This is a genomic window from Massilia sp. UMI-21, assembly GCA_015277795.1.
Classification (GTDB): Bacteria; Pseudomonadota; Gammaproteobacteria; order Burkholderiales; family Burkholderiaceae_D; genus Telluria.
Map to the genome: position 1 here is coordinate 2,106,704 of CP063848.1, position 19,937 is coordinate 2,126,640.

Annotated in this window: 20 protein-coding genes; 8 read left to right on the plus strand and 12 right to left on the minus strand. The window is 68.1% G+C overall.

What is annotated here, in order from left to right; all coding sequences use genetic code 11:
* The 6 genes from IM543_09385 to IM543_09410 all read right to left on the minus strand — a co-directional run bounded on the left by IM543_09385 (position 1) and on the right by IM543_09410 (position 4,731).
* Positions 1 to 438 (minus strand): phosphate ABC transporter substrate-binding protein, encoded by a 438-nt coding sequence (locus IM543_09385; protein QOY96017.1) that lies wholly within the window; start codon positions 436 to 438, stop codon positions 1 to 3.
* 7 nt (positions 439 to 445) lie between these two features.
* Positions 446 to 1,738, minus strand: coding sequence for a hypothetical protein (locus IM543_09390; protein QOY96018.1), 1,293 nt, complete (start codon positions 1,736 to 1,738; stop codon positions 446 to 448).
* A 165-nt stretch (positions 1,739 to 1,903) separates the two neighbouring features.
* Entirely contained in the window at positions 1,904 to 2,422 is a 519-nt protein-coding gene (locus IM543_09395; protein ID QOY96019.1) for a M48 family metallopeptidase, read from the minus strand.
* A 141-nt stretch (positions 2,423 to 2,563) separates the two neighbouring features.
* Positions 2,564 to 2,905 carry a hypothetical protein gene (locus IM543_09400; GenBank protein QOY96020.1) on the minus strand — a complete coding sequence of 114 codons (342 nt, stop codon included), beginning with the start codon at positions 2,903 to 2,905 and terminating at the stop codon, positions 2,564 to 2,566.
* A gap of 130 nt (positions 2,906 to 3,035) precedes the next feature.
* Entirely contained in the window at positions 3,036 to 3,596 is a 561-nt protein-coding gene (locus IM543_09405; protein ID QOY96021.1) for a hemerythrin domain-containing protein, read from the minus strand.
* A gap of 103 nt (positions 3,597 to 3,699) precedes the next feature.
* Positions 3,700 to 4,731 (minus strand): NADP-dependent oxidoreductase, encoded by a 1,032-nt coding sequence (locus tag IM543_09410; protein ID QOY96022.1) that lies wholly within the window; start codon positions 4,729 to 4,731, stop codon positions 3,700 to 3,702.
* A 131-nt stretch (positions 4,732 to 4,862) separates the two neighbouring features.
* Here IM543_09410 and IM543_09415 point away from each other — a divergent pair, with 131 nt between their 5' ends.
* Positions 4,863 to 5,405: a YaeQ family protein gene (locus tag IM543_09415; GenBank protein ID QOY96023.1), complete on the plus strand. Its 543-nt coding sequence runs from the start codon at positions 4,863 to 4,865 to the stop codon at positions 5,403 to 5,405.
* Between the two features lie 38 nt (positions 5,406 to 5,443).
* Complete coding sequence (locus IM543_09420; GenBank protein ID QOY96024.1) at positions 5,444 to 5,929, plus strand: copper chaperone PCu(A)C; 486 nt, start codon at positions 5,444 to 5,446, stop codon at positions 5,927 to 5,929.
* A 5-nt stretch (positions 5,930 to 5,934) separates the two neighbouring features.
* On the opposite strand, the gene IM543_09425 is transcribed toward IM543_09420, so the two are convergent.
* Complete coding sequence (locus tag IM543_09425) at positions 5,935 to 6,693, minus strand: DUF2807 domain-containing protein (protein QOY96025.1); 759 nt, start codon at positions 6,691 to 6,693, stop codon at positions 5,935 to 5,937.
* A gap of 220 nt (positions 6,694 to 6,913) precedes the next feature.
* On the opposite strand from IM543_09425, the gene IM543_09430 reads away from it, so the two are divergent.
* From IM543_09430 to IM543_09440, 3 genes are all read left to right on the plus strand, one after another.
* Complete coding sequence (locus tag IM543_09430; protein ID QOY96026.1) at positions 6,914 to 7,387, plus strand: DMT family transporter; 474 nt, start codon at positions 6,914 to 6,916, stop codon at positions 7,385 to 7,387.
* A gap of 99 nt (positions 7,388 to 7,486) precedes the next feature.
* The gene (gene tadA / locus IM543_09435; GenBank protein QOY96027.1) at positions 7,487 to 8,608 is read left to right on the plus strand and encodes a Flp pilus assembly complex ATPase component TadA; all 1,122 of its coding nucleotides are present in this window, start codon (positions 7,487 to 7,489) and stop codon (positions 8,606 to 8,608) included.
* Between the two features lie 126 nt (positions 8,609 to 8,734).
* Entirely contained in the window at positions 8,735 to 9,526 is a 792-nt protein-coding gene (locus IM543_09440) for a hypothetical protein (GenBank protein ID QOY96598.1), read from the plus strand.
* A gap of 66 nt (positions 9,527 to 9,592) precedes the next feature.
* Here IM543_09440 and IM543_09445 read toward each other — a convergent pair whose 3' ends face one another.
* The 3 genes from IM543_09445 to IM543_09455 are packed head-to-tail and all read right to left on the minus strand — an operon-like array spanning position 9,593 to position 12,148.
* Positions 9,593 to 10,150, minus strand: a complete 558-nt coding sequence (locus IM543_09445; GenBank protein QOY96028.1) for a dihydrofolate reductase family protein — start codon at positions 10,148 to 10,150, stop codon at positions 9,593 to 9,595.
* A 34-nt stretch (positions 10,151 to 10,184) separates the two neighbouring features.
* A complete protein-coding gene (locus IM543_09450; GenBank protein ID QOY96029.1) occupies positions 10,185 to 11,453 on the minus strand; it encodes a cytochrome c in 1,269 nt (422 codons plus the stop codon).
* The gene (locus tag IM543_09455) at positions 11,450 to 12,148 is read right to left on the minus strand and encodes a cytochrome c4 (GenBank protein ID QOY96599.1); all 699 of its coding nucleotides are present in this window, start codon (positions 12,146 to 12,148) and stop codon (positions 11,450 to 11,452) included. Before IM543_09455 ends, IM543_09450 begins: the two co-directional genes overlap by 4 nt.
* Before the next feature lie 163 nt (positions 12,149 to 12,311).
* Here IM543_09455 and IM543_09460 point away from each other — a divergent pair, with 163 nt between their 5' ends.
* The gene (locus tag IM543_09460; GenBank protein QOY96030.1) at positions 12,312 to 13,067 is read left to right on the plus strand and encodes a class I SAM-dependent methyltransferase; all 756 of its coding nucleotides are present in this window, start codon (positions 12,312 to 12,314) and stop codon (positions 13,065 to 13,067) included.
* Here the strand turns inward: IM543_09460 and IM543_09465 are convergent.
* The gene (locus IM543_09465) at positions 13,039 to 13,680 is read right to left on the minus strand and encodes a 3'-5' exonuclease domain-containing protein 2 (GenBank protein QOY96031.1); all 642 of its coding nucleotides are present in this window, start codon (positions 13,678 to 13,680) and stop codon (positions 13,039 to 13,041) included. The genes IM543_09460 and IM543_09465 overlap by 29 nt on opposite strands.
* A complete protein-coding gene (locus IM543_09470) occupies positions 13,680 to 14,264 on the minus strand; it encodes a ProQ/FinO family protein (protein ID QOY96032.1) in 585 nt (194 codons plus the stop codon). The genes IM543_09465 and IM543_09470 overlap by 1 nt, the downstream gene beginning before the upstream one ends.
* A gap of 576 nt (positions 14,265 to 14,840) precedes the next feature.
* Here IM543_09470 and rpoD point away from each other — a divergent pair.
* Positions 14,841 to 17,597 (plus strand): RNA polymerase sigma factor RpoD, encoded by a 2,757-nt coding sequence (gene rpoD, locus IM543_09475; protein ID QOY96033.1) that lies wholly within the window; start codon positions 14,841 to 14,843, stop codon positions 17,595 to 17,597.
* Between the two features lie 230 nt (positions 17,598 to 17,827).
* Positions 17,828 to 19,708: a HAMP domain-containing protein gene (locus IM543_09480; protein ID QOY96600.1), complete on the plus strand. Its 1,881-nt coding sequence runs from the start codon at positions 17,828 to 17,830 to the stop codon at positions 19,706 to 19,708.
* The last annotated feature ends 229 nt before the right edge of the window (positions 19,709 to 19,937 follow it).

Here is a 19,937-nt window from a genome sequence, read left to right on the forward strand (position 1 = left end):
TTAGCGCAGCACCAGTACCGGACGCACGCTGGCATCGAGCGCGGAACGGTCGATGTAGCCGATCATGGCGGGATTGTCGGCCACCATGCGGCGCACGGTGGCGCTGTCGGCCAGTTCGCGCGGCGGCTGGCCGCGGCCGGTGAAGACCATCTTCGACCAGTGCGCCTTGAGCAGGGCAGGGGTCTTGCCGGTGACCTGGCTGTAGAACTGGGCGCGTTCCTGCGAGCCGAGGCGCTGGTCGAGCGCGACCGCTTCGGCGCCGTCGGGGAAGCGTCCGGCCTGGCCGAGGAAGATCGCGGCCACCTGGTCGCCGGACAGCGCCGGCAGCGGATTGCGCGCCGAGACGATCACGACCAGCTCGGCCGATGCATTGCCGGAAGCGGCCTGCGCCAGCATCAATGCGGCGGCTGCCATCAGGTGTCGAAGACGGATACCCATGCCGGCCTCAGAACACGAAGTCCAGCGCCACGCTTGCCACGTGCACGACCTGGGCGGAGCGGAAGCCGGCCGAGGTATTGATCAGGGTCCCGCGCGAACCGCCGCTCGGGCGGGCGCGGTCGTACTGGACCTTGAGCGCGGCGTCGGTGGCGAGGTCCCAGCGCAGGCCGGTGCTGAAGGTGGTCTGGATCGGAATCGTACCCAGGTAGGCGTTCAGCCCGGCGTTGAGCGCGCCGGCCAGCGCCCGGGCCGGCGGCGGCAGCCCGTCCAGGGCCAGGCCCGGATCGCTGGTGGCGCCGTGGGCCCGCACCCTGGCGACACCGGCATAGGGGGTCAGGCTGTCGAAGCGGTAACCGCCGCCGGCGTACATCGTGCTGGTCTCGCCGAGCAGGGAATTGGTATGGGAGTGGCCGGCCTCGGCGCTCACGAACCACCGGCCCGGGTCGTAGCTGATCCCGGCGCTGATCATGCTCACGCGCTTGTGCGCAATCTGGTAGCGGTCGGCCAGCGCCACGCCCTGCGGGCTGAAGGCGCGCAGGAGGCTGAACACTTCGTCCCCGACCCCGGTCGTCAGGTGGCCGCTGAGCGCCGACAGGCGCGCGCTCAGCGGGCCGTGTTCGATGCTGTGGGAAAGACCGGCGATGCGGTGCACCTCGAGCCGGCGATCGTCGTACAGGCGGGTGTCGGTGCGGCCGTGGAAGGCCTGGATGGCGTGACGGGTGTCGCCGCGGCCCCAGCGCCAGGTGGCGTCGACACCGTCGCTGCTGGAGATGGGCAGCGCGCCGTAGACTTCGACCGGCGGGCGCACCCATGGCATGGTATAGCCCACCTTGCGGTAGTCGGCGGCGAGGAAGACCGGCAGCGCGATGCGCCCGATGCGCAGCGCCAGGTCCGGGGTCGCCTGGTACTTGATGTTGGCCCATTCCACGCGCGGGCGGTAGTTGCCGTCCATGTTCTGCTCGCTGACCACCTGCAGCACGCCGGACCAGCGGCCCTGCGACAGGTCGAGCTGGGCGCCGAGGCGGCTGTCGACGTCCGGACTCCAGCGCTCGCTGCGGCCGGCGCCGTTGGCGCGCAGGACCGTCGAGCTGAAATCGGCATCGCGGATGCTGGCGTGCACCGCGCCGAGCGTGCCGAAGCCCGAGAACTTCCAGGCCGGGCCGTGGGGCGCGTCGACCGTGCCCCTGTCGCCGGCGAGCGCATTGCCCGTGACGGCGGCGGCCAGCAGACCATAGGCGAATACGCCGCCACGCAGGGCAGCCGGCAGACGATTGGCGGGGAGGGAAAACGGGTACGTCATGGTCGAATCGATGCTGGACGGCGTGGAAAAGCGGGCCCCACCCGGGGCGTGCGACGTCCAGACTTTACCGAACGCAACAGTGAAAGTCGAGCGATTTGCACCCCGGGGCGAGGCGGTCTGACAATCATTGTTGTTCGATGGCAACGTGACCGAATGGCGGTGGACTCAGGCGGGACCAGCCCAGAGCCGGCCGCCGCCGAGGTCGAGCCAGGTCAGGTAGAGCCGCAGGTCGAACTCGAGCTGGTGGTAGTCGGCCTCCATCCAGCAGCACAGTTTATAGAAGGCCTTGTCGTGCTCCTTCTCCTTCAGGTGGGCGAGTTCGTGCACGGCGATCATGCGCAGGAATGGCAGCGGAGCGTCGCGGAACACGCTGGCGATGCGGATCTCGCGCTTGGCCTTCAGGCGGCTGCCCTGCACCCGCGAGATCGCGGTGTGCAGGCCAAGCGCGTGCTGCACCACGTGGATCTTGCTGTCGAACGCGATCTTGGACACCGGTTCGGCCTGGCGCAGGTAGTCGTCCTTGAGCTCCTGCACGTAGGCGTACAGCGCCTTGTCGGTGCGGATGCCATGGGGCTCGGGGTAGCGCTGCAGGAGCACCTCGCCGAGCTGGCCGGCGTCGATCAGCTGGCCGACCTGGGTACGCAGTTGCTCGGGATAGTGGGTAAGGTAGGGAAGCTTGTGCATGGCGGCCGCAATGTACCACGGCGCCGCAGGTTCGGGTTCGGCAGGAGCACGGCGCCCGCGGGCGCCGTGGTGTGGATGCATCGTTGTGGGGACAGCCGCGGGCGGACAGCCGCGGGCGGACAGTCTCGGGCGGACCGCCTGTCAGTTTTCCTTTTCGCCCTGGCGGTTGCCGGCCTGTCTGGCCGCCGCCGCGGCGCGCTGGGCCGATTGCCGGCTTTCGCCGCCCTTGCGCCCGATATCGGCCATGTGCGCGCGGTTGCGGCTGACCGCCTCGCCGCCTTTCTGTCCGGCGCGGCGCGCTTCTTCGGAATCGAACTCGTGCGCGGTGCCTTTCTGGTGCGCCGCCTGGCCGCCCTTGCTGGCGATCTCGCGCTGCTGGTTCTGGTCCATTGCCGCGAAACCGCGCTTGGCCGGCGCCTGGCCGCCGTTGCCGCCGCTGCCTTTCTGGGCGCTGCCCTTGCCGTTCTCTTTACTTGTCGCCATGTCGCTCTCCTTGTGGTGCCTACGCTGTCGAAGTGGGAAGCCCCGAGCGCGTATGGATGCGCTCGTGCCGTTTAGAGAGGAGGCTGGAGCGTTAGTTCCTTCACGCCGGGACCGGCAGTGCATTCGGCGGCTAGCGCGGGCGCGAGCGGCGTTCGCGCAGGCGGCCGGCCGCCGCGTGCAGGGGGGCGCGCGGCGCGCAGCCGTCGATCCCGGACGGCGGGGCGGCGAGGTCGGACTCGAGCTGGTCGCGGCGCGCGCGCAGCCGCAATCCGAGCGCCAGCTGGTCGGCGCCGGAACGGGCGAGCGCCGGGAACAGCAGGGTCTCTTCGAAAGCGACGTGGCGTTCCACTTCCTCGGCCAGCACCGCGACCGTGACGTCGAAGTAGTCGTCGCCCGGGAACAGGGATTCGAGCTGGTCGATGAGCTCGCGGATGCTGTCGTGTTCCAGCGCCGCGTCTTCGAGCAGGGCGTCGTCGACCACGCTGCCCAGTGCCGGATAGAACAGCTCGTCCTCCAGCAGGGTGTGCATCAGCACCGTGTCGCACAGATCGTCCACCACGCGGGCGCGCTGCGCTTCTTCTTCGCGATCGAGCATCGCGAAGGCGTGGAACAGGGCGCGCATGTGCGCATGGTCGGCGCGCAGCTGGGCCAGGATGCCGCCGGGCGGGTCGGGTTGTGGAAGTTGAACCATGTTCACCTCGCAAGGAAATGGGCGGGTCAAATCCACGTAGACGCGCCGCGAGAGGATAAGTTCATTCCATGTGCAGGGCGCCGCGCCGAACCGGCCCAACCGATCAGGCGTCGGCCACCTTGAGCACCAGCTTGCCGAGGTTCTTGCCCTCGAACAGCATCAAGAGGGCTTCGGGGAAGCGCTCGAAGCCCTCGACCACGTATTCGATGCTCTTGACGCTGCCTTCCTGCATCCAGGTGGCCAGGGTGGCCACGCCCTCCGGGTAGCGCGCCGCGTAATCGAACACCACCATGCCTTCCATGCGCGCGCGGTTCACCAGCAGCGACAGGTAGTTGGCCGGTCCCTTGACCTGGCTGGTGGTGTTGTACTGCGAGATCGCGCCACAGATGACGATGCGCGCCTTCATGTTGATGCGGGTGAGGACCGCGTCCAGGATCTCGCCGCCGACGTTGTCGAAGTACACGTCCACGCCCTGCGGGCAGTGCTGCTTCAGGCCGGCGTGCACGGAAGCTTCCTTGTAGTCGATGCAGGCGTCGAAGCCGAGCTGCTCGACCACGAAGCGGCATTTGTCGGCGCCGCCGGCGATGCCCACCACGCGGCAGCCCATCTTCTTGGCCACCTGGCCGACGGTCATGCCGACCGCGCCGGCCGCCCCCGAGACCACCACCGTCTCGCCGGCCTTGGGCTGGCCGACTTCGCGCAGGCCGAAGAAGGCGGTCATGCCGGGCATGCCGAGGGTATTGAGCCAGGCCGTGGGCGGCGCCAGCGCCGGGTCGATCTTCGTGAACGCGGCGGTCTTGTCGTCGGCCGCGCCGGACCAGTAGCGCTGCACTCCGGTGCCACCCAGCACGTAGTCGCCCACCGCGAAACGCGGCGAGCGCGAGGCCACCACCACGCCGAGCCCGCCGGCGCGCATCACTTCGCCAATCGCCACCGGGCGGATATACGACTTGCCTTCGTTCATCCAGCCGCGCATGGCCGGGTCGAGCGACAGGTACAGCACCTTGACGACGATGCCGCCGTCCGCGGCCTCGGGCACGGCTTCTTCATGGAAGGCCCAGTCCTCCTTGCGCGGCAGGCCGAGCGGACGCGCGGCGAGGCGGAACTGCTGGTTGGGGGGGAATGCATTGGTCATCGCTGTCTCCTGGATGGGAAGATGTTAACAACGTGACTATACCGCCACTTGCCCCGGCCGGCGCGGCGCGTGCGACAATAGCGGGCTTTCCCCAACCAATCCGCATTGCGCGCATACCGATAACCCCGCTTATGGCTCTCAAGGCAACCATCTACAAGGCCGACCTGTCGATCGCCGACATGGACCGCAACTACTACGGCGACCACACCCTGACCATCGCGCGCCATCCGTCCGAGACCGACGAGCGCGTGATGATCCGGGTGCTGGCCTTCGCGCTGCACGCGGACCCGGCGCTCGCCTTCACCAAGGACCTGTTCGACGTCGATGAGCCGGCGCTCTGGCAAAAGGACCTGACCGGCGCCATCCAGACCTGGATCGAGGTCGGCCAGCCGGACGAGAAGCGCCTCCTGAAGGCGGCCGGACGTTCCGACAAGGTGATCGTGTACAGCTACAGCGCCACCAGCGATATCTGGTTCAAGGGCATCGCCAACAAGATCGACCGCGCCCGCAACGTCTCGGTGGTGAACATCCCGAACGAAGCCAGCGTCCAGCTCGAGAAGATGGCCAAGCGCAACATGCAGCTGCAGTGCACGATCCAGGACGGGCAGGTGTGGCTGACCGACGGCGCGGACACGGTGCTGGTCGAGCGCGAAACCCTGCGCGGCGTGCGGTAAAGCTATAATCGCGGTTCAATCATCCTGGATTGCGTACCATGAAACCTGCATTTGCTCCTGCGTTTTCTCCTGCGTTTGCTCCTGCCTTGTTCGCCTTGCTCGCCGGCGGCCTGCTGTCGGCCGCCGCCCATGCCCAAGTGACGGTCTCCGAGCCGTGGATCCGCGCCACCGTACCCGCGCAGAAGGCGACCGGCGCCTTCATGCGCGTGCAGTCGGCGGCGCCCGCGCGCCTGGTCGGGGTGCAGGCCGATGTCGCCGGCCGCGCCGAGCTGCACGAGATGGCCATGGTCGGGTCGACCATGCGCATGCGCCGGGTGGAGTCGATCGAACTGCCGGCCGGTCAACCCGTGAACCTGGCCAGCGGCGGCTACCACGTGATGCTGTTCGACCTGAAGCGCCAGGTGAAGGAAGGCGAGAACGTCGACCTGACCCTGCAGGTGCAGGATGCGGCCGGCAAGCGCCAGGACGTCAAGCTGAGCGTGCCGGTGCGGCCACTGACCTACAGCGCGCACGCCGGGCACTGAACGGCCTAGCGTGGCGCCGCCGCGATGCGGCGCGTCTCTCCGGACCCGATCACCGACCTGCTGACCCGCGGATCGCCGTAATAGCCGACGTCGCCCGAGCCGACAATGGTCGCGCTCAACTCCTGGCGCGCCCATACGGTGACGTCGCCCGATCCCGCCACGCTGACGCTCACGCTGTCCGACCGCACCTTGCCCATGTCGACGGTGCCCGATCCGCCGATCGATACCGACAGCTCGCGCGCGCTGCCGTCGCCGGCCTTGAAGCTGCCGCTGCCGCCCAGGGCCACCGCCACCGATTCGCTGTCCAGCTTGCCCACATCGATCTCGCCCGAGCCGCCCAGGTCGATGCTCAGCTTCGGCGCGCGCAGCACGGCGGCGTCGATCGACCCGGAGCCGCCCAGCGCCACGCGCTCGATCTGGCGGGCAGTCACCACCACCTTCAGGTTCCTGGTGCGCAGGTTCAGCTTGCGCCTGGACGGGCGGATCTTGAGGGTGCCGTTCTCCACCACGGTCTCCACCAGCGGCAGCAGGTTGTCGTCGGCCTCGATGGTGACGCCCTCGGCGTCGCCCAGGCGCAGCTCGAGCTTGCCCGGCATGTCGAACGCCAGGCCGGTGAAGTGCGCGACCTGGCGCGCCTGGCGCTTGACGGTGCCGCTGCCTTGCACCTGTTCGCCGCTCCAGGGCCAGATACCGGCCGTCGAGGGCAGGCTGGCGGTGACGAACAGGCCGGCAAGCAGGGCGGCCGCGAGGGAGGTCTTCTTCATGGGTGTCTCCTGTGTGAAGCGTTTGTCGATGCAGACATCTTAGGAAAGCGCCGAGCCCGGCGCATGCCGAATGCGACGAAGCGCAGGGTCGCGCACCTGGAATGCGCGCTGGCGTGACAGGCCGGCATGCACGCCGGCAGGCCGGGTGGCTATCCCGAACGCCCGGATTGCACTAGAATCGTCCGCTTTTTGCCCCGGCATGCAGCCGGTTGAGGAAGCAATGAACCTGATTTTCTTACTGATGGCCTTCTGTGTCGGCATGGCGATGTCGATCCAGGCCGCCGTCAATACCCAGCTGGCCGCCTCGATCGGCGCCAATTCCGTGGTGGCCGCGTTGGTGTCCTTTGCCTGCGGGACCATCGTCCTGGCCGGCGTGGCAGTCTCGCGCGGCGGGCTGGGACCGACCTTTGCGGCCCTGGCCGGCCAGCCGGCCTGGAAGTTCGCCGGCGGATTCCTGGGCGCGGCCTTCGTGTTCGGCACGGTGTTCCTGGCGCCGCGCATCGGCCTGCTGAGCCTGATCGTGCTGGTGATCGCCGGCCAGCTGCTCACGTCGATGGCGATCGACCACTTTGGCCTGGTCAACATGGCGGTGCGCAAGGTCTCGAACATCCGGGTCGTGGGTGCCTGCGTGGTGGCGCTGGGGGTGGCGATCACGCTGTTCGGCGAGCGCATCGTTGCAAATCTGGCACGCTGAGCGGGCAACCGGAACATTTCTTTCACTTTTGCAATCTTTCGGTGAGGCATGGTCCTATAATGTCCGGCACCATTCAAACTTTTCCTACGTGCCGGCCAGATGGAATACCACCAGTCCTCGCAGATTCCCACCCTGTCGTATATCGAGAACGAAGACCACCCGGTATTCGGGACCCTGGTCGAGCAGATTCTGCACCTGCTGAATTCGCGCCTGGTGTTCTCGGACATCATCATTCACCAGAACAGTCCGCTGATGCTGCGCCAGCCGAAGGGCCTGGTGGCGGTGACCGATTCGCCGATCACCAAGGAAGAGCTGGAAGAATTCTTCGACGTCATCGAGCCGAACTGGGCCGAGCGGATCGCGCTGCGCGCCTTCGACCGTTCGATCGACCTGCACACGGCGCGCATCCGCGCCAACTGCTTCAGCTTCCAGGGCAAGAAGCGCCTGGGTTGCGTGATCCGCCGCTTTCCGAAGGAGCCGCTGGTGCTGTCCGAGCTGGGCCTGTGGCCGGACGAGCAGGAGTTCGCGCGCCTGGCCAGCGGCCTGGTGCTGATCATCGGCGACACCTGCCAGGGCAAGTCGACCACGATCGCCTCGATGATCGACGAGATCAACAGGCAGCGCTCGGGCCACATCATCACCATCGAAGACCCGGTCGAAACCCTGATCCCGCAGCGCAAGTGCATCATCACCCAGCGCGAAGTGGGCGAGGATGCCGACGTCGCCAGCTACTACCTGGGCGCGCTGGATGCGTTGCGCGAGCGCCCGGACGTGATCGTGATCGGCGAGATCCGCGACGCCGAGACCGCGCAGGAAGCCCTGGCCCTGGCCGAATCCGGCCCGCTGGTGCTGGCCACGCTGCACGCGCGCTCCACCGAGCTGGGCCTGCAGAAGATGCTGCGCCTGCTCGGCAATTCGGAAGCCCAGTCGCAGGCCCTGGCGCACGCCCTGCGCGGCGTGCTGTGCCAGGCGCTGTTGCCCTCGGTCGAGGGCAACCGCTACCACCTCGCCACCGAATGCCTGACCCCCAGCAGCACCGTGATGCGGATGCTGGAAGCGGGCGACGTCGGCGCCATCCGCGCCCACATGAACCTCGGGCGCGACCCCGGCTGCCACACCATGAACGCCTCGCTGGAGCAGCTGCTGGCGGCGCACAAGGTGCGGGTCGAGGATGCGCGCAACGCCACCACCGACCGGGTGGGCTTCGCCGACATGGTCTGAGGGGGGAGGGCCGGCGCCGCGGCGCCGGCATGCATATCCGTTTCCTGTTGCGGCCCTGCGCGGACTGCGGCGATACTCTGCGGCATCGTCATTCAGGGAGACCCCATGCGCATCCTCCGCACCGCCATGCTGGCGCTGTTCGCCGCCGGCGCGAGCCTGTCCGCCCACGCCCACGCCCACTCCGCCGCCGCCGCCACCGTTCTCCAGGTCGACGTCGGCACGCCGCTGGCGCGCTTCGCCCTGCTCAAGCCGGGCACCCACCATTACCTGCGCTTCATGCGCACGCCCGCGAGCGGCGCGGATCAGCCGGCGGGTCAAGCTAAAAACCAGCCGATCGACATCTGGACCCGCGAGATCCGCTTCGAAGAGCGCGACGGCAAGCGCCTGATGCGCGTGGTCCAGCGCTGGGACGGCGTGCTGCCGACGCCCTCGACGCGCACCCTCGACTCCTGGTTCGAGGCCGGTACCTTCCGGCCCCTGAGCCACGAGCGCATCAGCGAGCGCGACGGCAAGCGCGTGGTCGAAGGCTTCGTGTTCGCGCCCGACCGGATCACCGGCATGCGCGAACTGGCGGAGAACACCCGGAAGGACCTGGTGGTGGCCTCCGGCGAGCCGACCTACAACTTCGAGACCGACATCGAATTCCTGCAGGCGCTGCCGCTGGCCGAGGGCCTGGATGCGCGCATCAACTTCTACCATCCGGGCGGCCCGGCGCCGCAGCGCTACAGCTTCCGCGTCACCGGCTCGGCCGCCATCGCAGGCCCGGGCGGCCCGGTCGACTGCTGGGTGGTCAAGACCGACTACAACCGTCCGGGCAGCGAATCGACCTTCTGGTTCGCCAAGGGCAGCCAGCTGATGCTGCGCCAGGAAAGCCCGCTGCCGGACGGGCGCGTGATGGTGAAGACCCTGATCGACTGACAGCGCGCGCAGGCGGCGCTCCCCGTGAGCGGCGCCACGTCGAACGCCACCACTACCTTCACCAGCTCAGCGCGCGCGCCGGTAGTGCATGGCGACGGCGCCGTTGGAGAGTGGCGTGGCCGAGACGAGCTCGAGCCGTCGGGTGCCGTGCAGGCCGCTTTCGTACAGGGTCGGGCCGTGGCCGGCAATCCGGGGGTGGATGAGGAACTGGTACTCGTCGATCAGCTCCAGCCGCTCCAGCTCGGCCGCGAGCTTGCCGCTGCCGAGGAGCAGGCCCTTCGGGGTCGCGTCCTTGAGCCTTTGTATGCCCGTACGAAGCTCGCCGGCGATGTGGTGGCTGTGGGTCCAGGGGAAGTCGGTGCGTGTCGAGGAAACCACGTACTTTGGCTTGGCTTCCAGCCTGAGCGCCCACTCGCGCATCGCCGGCGCTGCCTGCACGGCGCCGCAGGCGACCCCTGGCCAGTAGCTCTCCATCATTTCGTAGGTCACACGGCCCCATAGCATTGCCCCGGCCTGGTCCATGAGGCGGGTGAAGAAAGCGTGCGTCTCGTCGTCGGCGATTCCTTCCCGATGGTCGAGGCAGCCGTCCAGGGTCAGGTTGATGCTGAAGATTAAGCGTCCCACAGTGTCCTCCGTTCGCGCGTGGCAGGCATCGTTTTCAATCCAGCGGCACGCTCCGGTACCGGTTCACATCCGGCACCGCCACCGGCGGCGCCGCATTGCCCCAGCTGGCGCGCACGTAGGTCAGCACCGCCGCCACCTGCGCATCGTTCAGCTCGTGGCTGAAGGGCGGCATGCCGTAGGGCCGCGGATTGCCCGCGGTGCCAGGCGGGAAGCCGCCGTTGAGCACCATCCGGATCGCGTTCACTGGCGGGCTCAAGCTGACCGCGCGGTTGCCGGCCAGCGGCGGGTAGGCCGGCGCTTTGCCCTTGCCGTCGGCGCCGTGGCAGTCCACGCAGTAGGCGCCATACAGGCGGCGTCCCTCGGCCAGCAAGGGCTCGCTGGCGCGCTCGCCGCTTTCCCGGACCGGCGCCTCGGTCGCGGGCAGCGACTTCAGGTAGGTCGCCATCGCCCCCAGGTCGGCCCGGGTCAGGTGCTGCAGGCTGCGCGCCACCACCTCGGCCATCGGCCCGGTGGCCGCGCCGCGCGGCGAGACGCCGGTGCCGAGCAGCGCCACGATGTGTTCCCGGTCCCAGTCGCCCACCCCGGCTTCGCCGCCGGCGGTGAGCGAGGGTGCGTACCAGCCGCTGGTCGGCATCAGGCCGCCCGACAGCGCCTCGCCTGTCGCTCCCAGCCGATTCCGGCTGCTGTGGCATGCGCTGCAGTGGCCGAGGCCCTCGACCAGGTAGGCGCCGCGGTTCCATTCGGCGCCGCGCGCCGGCTGCGGCGTGAAGCCGGCCGGCCTGAAGTAGAGCAGGCGCCAGCCCGCCAGCAGCGCCTGCTGGTTGTAGGGGAAGTCGAGTTCGTGCGCCTTGTTCGGCTGGCGCCGGGGAGGCAGGCTGCGCAGGTAGGCGAACAGGGCGTCGGCATCGGTGCGCGCGACCCTGGTGTAGTTCGGGTAGGGGAAGGCCGGATACAGCAGGCGGCCGTCGCGCGATTTGCCGTTGTGCAGGGCGTTCCAGAAGTCGTCGGCGGACCACCGGCCGATGCCGGTGTCGGGGTCCGGCGTCAGGTTGGGGCCGTACAGGCGCCCGAACGGCGTGTCGAGTGCGCGTCCGCCCGCGTATTCGGCGCCGCCGCGCGCGGTGTGGCAGGCGACGCAGTCGCCGGCGCGTGCCAGGTAGGCGCCGCGCGCGATGTTTTCGGGTGTCGCGGCCCAGGCCTGGGGTGAGGTGGAAGGCACGAACTCTTCGCGCGGCCAGGCGACGGCGATGGCAAGCGCGGCAAGCGAGACCAGCGCGACCAGCGCCAGGGCGAGCTTCTTCATGGCTGCTCCGGGGCGCTGCCGCAGGCCAGGGGCAGGGGGCGTGCGATCGAGGCCGCCGGGCGCGGATCGGACGGCACCGGCTGGGCGGCGAGCCAGCTCGCGACGGCGTTCACCTCGTCCAGCGACAGGCGCGCCGTGATCTGCGCCATGCAGTCGGGCGCGTGGGCGCGGCGCGCCTTGTTGCGCCAGGCGCCGAATTGCGCGTTGACGTAGTCGCGCGGCAGGCCGAGCAGGCCGGGAATCGTCGGTTCGACGCCGGTCAGGCGCTGGCCGTGACAGGCGACGCAAGCAGGGATCTTGCGCGCGCCGTCGCCGTTCATCACGATGTGGCGTCCGCGCTCGAGCACCTGGGGCGATACCGTCGGGGCGGCGGCGGCATGGGCGGCGGGCGGCTGGGCCGCGAAATGGCCGGCGATCTCGCGCAGGTAGGCGTCCGGCAGGTGCTCGACCAGGTAGGTCATGAGCGGATACTGGCGCCGGCCTTCACGAAAGTTCAGCAGCTGGTTGTACAGGTAGCCGGCCGGCTTGCCCTGGAGGCGCGGGAAGTAGCTGTCGTTGACCGGATCGCCGCGCGCGTCGACGCGGGCATGGCAGGAGGCGCAGGCGAGCAGGCGCTGGGCCAGCGTGTCCGGCGGGCCCTGGGGGGCGGCGGCAGCCGGCGGCGTCGCGGCGAACAGCATCGCGGCGACCAGCATCGCAGCGAAGGGCATCGCGGCGAACGGCGTGGGGCGCGGAAGCGTGAGTGGTCCGATCATGGATGAACCCGGCAGTAGGAATGCTGGAATGATAACGCGTAGCGCGCCTTGCCGGTTCGCCCGCTTGTTATAATCGCAGCCCTTTGGATCGCCGGGGCGCAGGATGGGAGTCAGTTACACCGAAGGGGTATTCGGGGACCGCAATCCCATCAAGCGCTGGCTGCAGCGGCAGCGCCTGCGCAGCGCGCTCGGTTTCGCGCAGAAAGCCCCCGAAGCGGTCCGCTGCGTGCTCGATTTCGGCGCCGGTAGCGGCGAACTCTGCAAGCACCTGGTGCGCGCCTATCCGAACGCGACCATCATCTGCTACGAGCCCTGCTCGGACCTGCTCGAAGAAGCCCGGACCGAGTTGCGCAGCCTGCCGCGGGTCGAGTTCCACGCCGCCCTCGACACCATCCCGCAAGGACAGGTCGACCTGCTGTTCTGCCTCGAGGTCTTCGAGCATATTCCGCTGTCGATGCGCGCGCAGTCGCTGGCCGAGATCGTGGCGCTGCTGCAGGACGATGGCGAGGCGGTGTTCGGCGTGCCGGTCGAAGTGGGCCTGCCGGCGCTGTACAAGGGGATGTTCCGCATGAGCCGGCGCCATGGCGCCTACGACGCCAGGCTCGGGCACGTCCTGATGGCGACCCTCGGCATGCCGCCCAAGGACCGGCCGCTCGGTCGCCTGCCGCCCGACGTCGAGGTCCATCACGAGCACATGGGTTTCGATCACCGGGTGTTCCGCCGGGACCTGGCGGCGCGCTTCGCCGTGAAAATGGCGAGCGCCAGCCCGTTCCCGGTGCTCGGAACGGCGTTTTGCCCGGAAGCCTACTTTGTCGTGGAAAAGCGCGTGCTCAGGAAGCGCGACGCGGCAACGCGCTAGCCTCGTCGGCCGGCGGGTTGGCGCGCCAGAAGCGGTACAGGCGCAGCGCCACATGGGCGTCGTCGGCCGCATACAGCACCTGCTTTTCGCTCAGTTGCGGCAGAGCCCAGTTGGTGGTGGTGATGCGGCGCGACTTCTGCAGGCGCTGGCCGAAGAAGCGCGCCACGGCGGTCTTGGCGCCGAGGGTGTTGCGCTCGCCGCGCCGGCGCATGGCGGTCGCCAGGTCCAGGACGTTGCACGCGTCGATGCCGAGCTTGGCGCGCAGGCGCTTCAGGTCATCCCCCAGTCCGAACCCGACCTTCAGGATGGCCGCCGATTCGAGCACCGGCTTGAGTACGTCGAGTGCGGTCTGGGCGCTGGCGGCGCTGCCGATCTGGAACAGGTAGGCCAGTTCGTCGGTGGCCAGTTGCACCAGGTGCGGCCCGGTCGAGACTTCGCCCTTCGAGAAGGTCGGCTTGGATTCGGTGTCGAAGCCGATTACGTCGGCCTGCGACAGCGCCGCCAGCGCGGCGGCCGCATCGCGCGGCGTGCGCACGATGCGCACGTCCGCCAGGCGGATGCCGTCGTAGGGCGGCAGCAGTGCTTCCGGGTCGGCGGCGCTCGGTGCCGGCATCAGGAGCGCGAGAACTTGGCCGCGAGGGCGTTCAGCTTGTCCTGGCGCTGGCGGTTTGCCTCTTCGGTAGCGGCGGCTTCGCGCTCGGCCTTCTTGCGGTCGGCCTCCTTCTTGAAGCGCTGCTGCAGCTGTTCCTTGGCGTGCTGGCGGTGGGTGTCGGTCACCTCGGCGCCCGGGGTGCCGTCCAGGTCGTGGCGCAGCTTGGCCTTTTCCATGGCGCGCAGGTAGCGCATCGAGCCGGTGTGGATGCCGAGCGCGGCGCGCATGGTCTTGCGGTCCAGGCCGGGCATGCGTGCCAGCAGTTGCTTGTCGATGCCGATCGCCAGCGGCAGGCAGTCGCGGAAAGCCGGGAATTCCTGCTGGAGCTGCTTGAGCAGGGCGCGTGCCGACGTGGCCGGCGCGGCCGCAGGGGCCGGGCTTGCGGCGCCGCCGGGCGCGGGCGCGGTGGCGGACGTGTCGGCGGACGATTCGGCAGACGATTCGGCGGACGTGTCAGCGGACGATTCGGCGGACAGTGAAGCCGGCGTCTCGGAAGTGGCAGGAGCGTTGTGGTCGACGGTCTCGGCAGCGGTATTGGTATTCATTGACTTCAAGGTAAGAACGGGAATGCGAAGGATAGCACGGCGCCCGGACACCGGTGCCGGCCGTATTGTACTAGTTTCATTTATCTTGAGAATTAGATTGGAAGCGAGCGCAAGTGCGGCAGGCGTGCAGGCATGAAATCGTGTATGATCCGCCTCTTGCCTTGCGCACGGTTTGCGCCGTCGCAGACCGGCCGGGAGATCGGCCAAGGGGGCAGTCATATTCAAGCTGGTGATATCCCATATGGGATATTTCAATTATCACCAATTCTTGCAATGCGGCATAATATCGCCTCCTTTTGTTCTTTCCTGAACATGAGATGCAAGCCCGTTTCACCCGACGGGCTTTTTTTCGTTCCGACATGCACACCGTGACTTTAAACACCGTTCATTCCTTGTTAGTTCGCCGCCATCGCACTAAAAGTGCAGGGCGATCGGGGGAATGTGTGCTTGAAGTCCGCGTATCCGCCCTCAGGTAGGGCCACTTCCGCGCCCACATCCACACCCGGACCCGCACGCGGGTCCCGCTGACATTGACTCGCAGGCGCGTCGTGCGCCTCGACTGGAGAGAGTTTTACTATGAAAAACACCGCCAAGACACTGACACTGACCGCCAAGAAAGCGCCCGCCAAGGCTACGGCACAGCTGGCAGTGCCGAAAACCGCGACCTCCTACTTCCTCGAGACGGAAGCGGCGGCCAAGGTGACGGTGGTGAAGACCCGCTCGCGCCTGGCGTCGGCAAAAGCGGCGCTGGAAGCCGGCCAGGTACCGGCCGGCGCGGATGCCGCCGCCAACGAAGCCGTGCTGGACGCGCCGGCCGCGGCTGAGGCGGTCGTCGAAGCGGCCGCTGCCCCGGTCGAGGCGGTGGCTGCCGCTCCGGCCGAGGCAGCGGCCGAGCCAGCGGTGGAGATCCCGGCCGCGCCGGCCGAGCCGGCGCCCTTCGAAGACTACACCGCGGCCGTGCCGAACGCCGCGGCAACCGTCGTGGTGCGCAAGCGCGGCTCCAAGCTGGCGGCCTTGAAAGCGGCCGTCGAGGCGCCGCAGGCCGATGCGGTGCAGGCCAGCGCGGCAGCCCCGGCGGCGGCCGTGCAGGCCCCTGCCGACGAAGCGCCGGCCGCTGCGCCGAAGGTCGTGCGTACCCGTACCCGCCGCACCGACGCGAATGCGCTGCCGGCGTCCGCGGCCGTCCCGGCCACCGCCGTCGGCAGCGTCAACGCCACCACCGACGCCGCCGCACTGGCCGCGATCGATACCTCGGGCTACCTGCTGCCGCAGGTGAAGGTGCCGGGCCGCCGCGGCCGCAAGCCGAGCGAGTTCGTGCCGGAAAACGACGAAGTCGCGGCACTCAACGCGGTCGAGCGCGCCGAAATGAAGGCCGCCTCCAAGCTGCGCGAGCGCAAGGCCAAGGGCCTGGCCGGCATGCTGGGCGGCGAGAGTGGTTTCTCGGAAGCCGAACTGGAGAAGCGCCGCCAGCAGATCAAGAACCTGATCAACATGGGCAAGGAGCGCGGCTACCTGACCCACGCCCAGATCAACGACCAGCTGCCGGAAAACATCGTCGATCCGGAAGCGATCGAAGGCATCATCGCGACCTTCAACGACATGGGCATCGCCATCTACGAGCGCGCCCCGGAAGCCGAGATGATGCTGCTGTCGGATAACGTGCCGACCGCCACCAGCGACGACGAAGTGGAAGCGGCCGCCGCGACCGCGCTGTCGACCGTCGACTCCGACTTCGGCCGCACCACCGACCCGGTGCGCATGTACATGCGCGAGATGGGCGCGGTGTCGCTGCTGACCCGCGAAGGCGAGATCGAGATCGCCAAGCGCATCGAAGAAGGCCTGAAAGACATGGTGCAGGCGATTTCGGCCTGCCCGACCACGATCTCGGAAATCATCGCGCTGTCGCACAAGATCGCCTCGGACGAGATGAAGATCGACGACGTGGTGGACGGCTTCGTCGACCTGAACGAATCCGGCTCGACGTCGTCGAGCGCATCGGGCGCCTCGAGTGCCGCGAGCGGCTCGGGCGACGACGACGACGAGGAAGAAGAAGTCGAGGAAGAAGAAGAAGACGGCGCCGCCAGCGGCGGCGCGGCCGGCTACTCGGCCGAGCAGCTGGCGCAGCTGCGCAAGAGCGCGCTCGAGAAGTTCGCCCTGATCGAAAAGCAGTTCGACCGCATGGGCCACGCCTTCAAGACGGTCGGCTATGGCTCGGACGAGTACGAAGCGGCGCAGGCCATCATCTCGAACGAGCTGCTGGGCATCCGCTTCACCGCCAAGATCGTGGAAAAGCTGTGCGACACCCTGCGCGGCCAGATGGACGAGGTGCGCTCGATCGAGCGCGCCGTGCTGGACATCTGCGTGAACCGCTGCGGCATGCCGCGCGCCCACTTCATCAAGGTCTTCCCGGGCAACGAGACCGACCTGGCCTGGGGCGACCGCGAAGTCGACTGCGCCTACCCGTACAGCGCGGTGCTGAGCCGGAATCTGCCGGCAATCAAGGAACTGCAGCAGCGCATGATCGACCTGCAGGCGCGCGTGGCGCTGCCGCTGGCCGACCTGCGCCGCATCAACAAGCAGATGGCGGCCGGCGAGAAGCGCGCACGCCAGGCCAAGCGCGAAATGACCGTGGCCAACCTGCGCCTGGTGATCTCGATCGCGAAGAAGTACATCAACCGCGGCCTGCAATTCCTCGACCTGATCCAGGAAGGCAACATCGGCCTGCTCAAGGCCGTGGACAAGTTCGAGTACCGCCGCGGTTATAAATTCTCGACCTATGCGACCTGGTGGATCCGCCAGGCGATCACGCGCTCGATCGCGGACATGGCCCGCACCATCCGCGTGCCGGTGCACATGATCGAGACGATCAACAAGATGAACCGCATCTCTCGCCAGATCATGCAGGAAACCGGCAGCGAGCCGGACCTGCCGACCCTGGCCGCCAAGATGGAAATGCCGGAGAACAAGGTTCGCGAGATCATGAAGATCGCGAAGGAGCCGATTTCGATGGAAACCCCGATGGGCGAGGACGGCGATTCGCAGCTGGGCGACTTCATCGAGGACAACGCCACCCTGGCGCCGCTGGACGCCGCCCTGCATGCGTCGATGCGCAACGTGATCAAGGAAGTGCTGGACTCGCTGACCCCGCGCGAAGCCAAGGTGCTGCGCATGCGCTACGGCGTCGAGATGTCGAACGACCACACGCTGGAAGAAGTCGGCAAGCAGTTCGACGTCACCCGCGAGCGTATCCGCCAGATCGAAGCCAAGGCGATGAGCAAGCTGCGCCAGCCCTCGCGTTCGGACAAGCTGAAGACCTTCCTGCATAACCAGTAATTTTTACCAGTTGGTAAAAATGCCGTCCTGTCATTGATAGGGCGGCATTTTTTTTGGCGATTGCTGCTCTAGAACAACGCTTCCTTGTCAGTCTGTACAGCATGGCCACGCATCGGGTTGACGTCGGCGCGCGCGCCGGGTGAAGATGCAATACGGCAATAATCCTCCCACCCTCATTCCCCGCCATGCTTCCTCCATTTTTCCAGCGCTGCTCGATCAAGACCAAACTCATGCTCAGCATGGCAGCCTGCATGCTGCTGTTCATCGCGATTTCAAGCGTGCTCAACATAACGCTGGCCGCGCGCAGCCTGCGCGAGACCGCGGTCAAGGAAAACCTTCCGGCCATGGTCGGCGAGATCCGCAACGACATCCTGCGCCAGATCGGCGGCCCGATGGCGGCGTCGCTCGACGTGGCCAACAACACCTACCTGCACGCATGGGAAGGCGAGGGCTTGCCGGACAGCGGCCTGGACGCGTGGCGCGCCTACGCCGCCCGCGTGAAGGCCGTGCACAAGGTCGACACCGTATTCTGGGCCTCGCCGGCGCAGATGAAGTTCATGGACCAGGGCGGCCTGAGCTACATGCTGGAAAAGGGCAATCCGCGCGACGCCTGGCTCGATGCCTTCCTGGCCGGCGGTCGCCGGGTCGAGCTCAACCTGGACCCCGATCCCAAGACCGGGGTCATGAAAATGTACGTGAACACCCGGGTCGAACTGGGCGACGGGCAGCTGGCCGCCGCCGGTCTCGGCATGGCGGTCCAGGGCCTGGCGGACGCGGTGCGCGCCCACCGCATCGGCAAGACCGGCCACGTATTCCTGGCGCGTCCGAACGGCAGCATCATCCTGCACCGCGACCCCGCGCTTGCCGACGGCGAGCACCGCCTGCAGGACCTGGCCGGCTACTCGCCCGCACTGCTCAAGCAACTGTTCGGCAAGACGGCGTTCGCGCATGCCGTGCGGGATTCCGAACGGGGCGAGCTCATCGTCGCCAGCTCGTATATCCCGGAGCTCGACGTGTACGCGGTGGCCGAAGTCCCGGAAAGCGAGATCCTGGGCGACCTGGTGCGCAACTCGGCGATGGTGGCGCTGGCGGCCGGCGCGATCGGCGGCGGCCTCGGATTGTTCCTGATCTTCCTGGTCAGCCGCGCGATCGCGGCGCCGGTGGCGCGCGCCGCCGCCATGCTGGGCGAAATCGCCGACGGCCACGGCGACCTGACGGCGCGCATGCCGGTCGAGTCGGGCGACGAGATCGGCCGGTTGGCCGGCGCCTTCAATCGCTTCGTGTCCTCGCTCAACCGCACCATGTCCGAGGTGCGCGACAGCACCGACGCCATCGCCGGCGCGTCGAGCGAGATCGCCGCCGGCAACCAGCACCTGTCGAGCCGCACCGAAGCCCAGGCATCGAGCCTCGAGGAGACCGCGGCCGCCATGGAAGAACTGACGTCGACCGTGCGCCAGAACGCCGACAATGCGCGCCAGGCCAACCAGCTGGTGCTGACGGCCAGTAGCCAGGCCGAGCAGGGTGGCCGGGTCGTCGATGCGGTGGTGGCGACGATGGGCACGATCTCGGAAGGCTCGCGCAAGATCGCCGACATCATCTCGGTCATCGACGGCATCGCCTTCCAGACCAATATCCTGGCGCTGAATGCGGCCGTGGAGGCGGCGCGCGCGGGCGAGCAGGGCCGGGGCTTCGCGGTGGTGGCGAGCGAGGTGCGCAACCTGGCGCAGCGCTCCGCCAACGCGGCCAGGGAGATCAAGGAACTGATCAAGCACTCGGTCGAACGGGTGGAAGAGGGCGCGCGCCTGGTCGACGACGCCGGCGCCACGATGGGCGGCATCGTGCAGGCGGTCCAGCGCGTGGCCGACCTGATGGGCGAGATCGACTCGGCCAGCCGCGAACAGAGCCAGGGTATCGGCCAGGTCAACCAGTCGATCGCCGCCATGGATGACGTGACCCAGCAGAATGCCGCCCTGGTCGAGGAGGCCGCCGCCGCCGCCGGCGCGCTGGAAGACCAGGCTGCGAAGCTGGCCCAGGTCGTCGGCGCATTCCGCCTCGACACCGCAGGCGCCGCAGCGCGTCCCGGGCGCAAGCAGGCGGCCATCGCTCACTGACGGCGCTTGATGCCGGCAAATGCATGCCGGCAAGTGCATGCCGGCTCATGTGCGGCGGCTCATGTGCGCTGGCTCATGTGCGCTGGTTATGCCGCCCAAGCCTAATTTCATTGGTTGTCAAAATTGCTCCAGCGTACTCTCTTTCGCGGATGGCACACCATCGGTGCGTGGAGAGGCACCGGGGACCGCCACCAGCGCTCCCCTGGTGCGCTCACCTCAACCTGCAAAA

Bases quoted from the DNA above. Each gene is read 5' to 3' on its own strand.
- IM543_09470 (QOY96032.1), bottom strand. From the start codon at position 14,264: ATGAATACCAATACCGCTGCCGAGACCGTCGACCACAACGCTCCTGCC.
- IM543_09455 (QOY96599.1), bottom strand. From the start codon at position 12,148: ATGCTGGTCGCCGCGATGCTGTTCGCCGCGACGCCGCCGGCTGCCGCC.
- IM543_09400 (QOY96020.1), bottom strand. From the start codon at position 2,905: ATGGCGACAAGTAAAGAGAACGGCAAGGGCAGCGCCCAGAAAGGCAGC.
- rpoD (QOY96033.1), top strand. From the start codon at position 14,841: ATGAAAAACACCGCCAAGACACTGACACTGACCGCCAAGAAAGCGCCC.
- IM543_09390 (QOY96018.1), bottom strand. From the start codon at position 1,738: ATGACGTACCCGTTTTCCCTCCCCGCCAATCGTCTGCCGGCTGCCCTG.
- tadA (QOY96027.1), top strand. From the start codon at position 7,487: ATGGAATACCACCAGTCCTCGCAGATTCCCACCCTGTCGTATATCGAG.
- IM543_09385 (QOY96017.1), bottom strand. From the start codon at position 438: ATGGGTATCCGTCTTCGACACCTGATGGCAGCCGCCGCATTGATGCTG.
- IM543_09405 (QOY96021.1), bottom strand. From the start codon at position 3,596: ATGGTTCAACTTCCACAACCCGACCCGCCCGGCGGCATCCTGGCCCAG.
- IM543_09450 (QOY96029.1), bottom strand. From the start codon at position 11,453: ATGAAGAAGCTCGCCCTGGCGCTGGTCGCGCTGGTCTCGCTTGCCGCG.
- IM543_09425 (QOY96025.1), bottom strand. From the start codon at position 6,693: ATGAAGAAGACCTCCCTCGCGGCCGCCCTGCTTGCCGGCCTGTTCGTC.
- IM543_09415 (QOY96023.1), top strand. From the start codon at position 4,863: ATGGCTCTCAAGGCAACCATCTACAAGGCCGACCTGTCGATCGCCGAC.
- IM543_09480 (QOY96600.1), top strand. From the start codon at position 17,828: ATGCTCAGCATGGCAGCCTGCATGCTGCTGTTCATCGCGATTTCAAGC.
- IM543_09410 (QOY96022.1), bottom strand. From the start codon at position 4,731: ATGACCAATGCATTCCCCCCCAACCAGCAGTTCCGCCTCGCCGCGCGT.
- IM543_09440 (QOY96598.1), top strand. From the start codon at position 8,735: ATGCTGGCGCTGTTCGCCGCCGGCGCGAGCCTGTCCGCCCACGCCCAC.
- IM543_09420 (QOY96024.1), top strand. From the start codon at position 5,444: ATGAAACCTGCATTTGCTCCTGCGTTTTCTCCTGCGTTTGCTCCTGCC.
- IM543_09460 (QOY96030.1), top strand. From the start codon at position 12,312: ATGGGAGTCAGTTACACCGAAGGGGTATTCGGGGACCGCAATCCCATC.
- IM543_09395 (QOY96019.1), bottom strand. From the start codon at position 2,422: ATGCACAAGCTTCCCTACCTTACCCACTATCCCGAGCAACTGCGTACC.
- IM543_09465 (QOY96031.1), bottom strand. From the start codon at position 13,680: ATGCCGGCACCGAGCGCCGCCGACCCGGAAGCACTGCTGCCGCCCTAC.
- IM543_09430 (QOY96026.1), top strand. From the start codon at position 6,914: ATGAACCTGATTTTCTTACTGATGGCCTTCTGTGTCGGCATGGCGATG.